The organism is Flavobacterium sp. (assembly GCF_031423415.1).
GTDB lineage: Bacteria > Bacteroidota > Bacteroidia > Flavobacteriales > Flavobacteriaceae > Flavobacterium.
Genome location: NZ_JANPFL010000189.1, coordinates 1 through 1,196, shown reverse-complemented (window position 1 = coordinate 1,196; position 1,196 = coordinate 1). Strand labels below are relative to the sequence as shown.

1 protein-coding gene and 1 pseudogene are annotated in these 1,196 nt (G+C 31.4%); both read left to right on the top strand.

What is annotated here, in order from left to right; translation table 11 throughout:
* A pseudogene (locus RMO83_RS16115) lies at nucleotides 1-640 on the top strand (DNA mismatch repair protein MutL); the annotation flags it as partial.
* Nucleotides 637-1,196, top strand: a 560-nt coding sequence (locus RMO83_RS16110) for a rhomboid family intramembrane serine protease (RefSeq protein WP_310560724.1), incomplete at its 3' end; no start/stop codon positions are given. The pseudogene RMO83_RS16115 and the gene RMO83_RS16110, both read left to right, overlap by 4 nt.

The following is a 1,196-nucleotide window of genomic DNA, read 5'->3' as shown; positions in this document are numbered from 1 at the left end:
AGAAGTCGAATCGATGACTTTCGAAAATGATGTAGTAACTTCGTCTTTATTTAATGATGAAGAGATAGAACAATCAAAATCTAAAACATACCAAATTCATAAAAAATACATAGTTTCTCCACTAAAAACTGGATTGGTAATTATTGATCAGAACAGAGCGCACCAAAGAGTTTTATATGAAGAATTTTTGTCAAATATGACCGTAAAACAAGCCTCGAGTCAACAATTATTGTTTCCTTTGAATTTATATTTTTCGTCAAGCGAAATAAAACTTATTACCGAACTGCAATTGTCGTTAAAAAATACAGGATTTGTATTCGAAGAGACAAATGTTGATAACGTTGTAATATCTGGTATACCAGTCAATGTGACCGAAAGCGAAATTTCGTTACTTTTGGAACAATTATTGAGCGACTTACAAGACGGAATTCCAGAAACCAGTTTCAGTCAAAATGATACAATAGCTAAATCGATGGCAAAAAGTTTAGCTGTCAAATCAGGAAATTATTTGACCGAATCTGCTCAAGAAAATTTAATAAACAATTTGTTTGCTTGCAAAGATCCCAATGTTTCTCCATTTCAAAAACCAACTTTCATTACATTACGTGTGGAAGATTTAGATAAAAAATTCGCCTTATGATGCAGATTACAGACACAGTTAAACATTTAATAATTATTAATGTATTAGTTTTTTTAGGTACAAATTATATTGGTAATATTGAACAAAATTACAGTTATTTGGCTTTGTATGGATTTGGAAATGAATTATATAGACCTTACCAATTTTTCACACACATGTTCATGCATGCGCCAATGCCCAATTTGTCTCACATTGCATTCAATATGTTTGCCTTATATTCATTTGGATCAGCATTAGAACATCATTGGGGAAATAAAAGATTTCTTTTTTTTTATATAACTTGCGGATTAGTTGCTGGATTGACTAATAATTTGATAAACTATTTCGTTTTTAATGATATTATGTCAAGTGCAGTAGGTGCATCTGGAGCAATTTATGGTCTTTTGGTTGCTTATGGATTTATGTTTCCAAACGCTACTTTGGGTTTAATGTTTATACCAGTACCAGTAAAAGCAAAATATTTTATACCAATAATTGTCGGATTAGATTTGTTTTCTGGTGTAACTGGATATTCTCTTTTCGGAACCGGAATCGCACATTTTGCTCATGTTGGTGG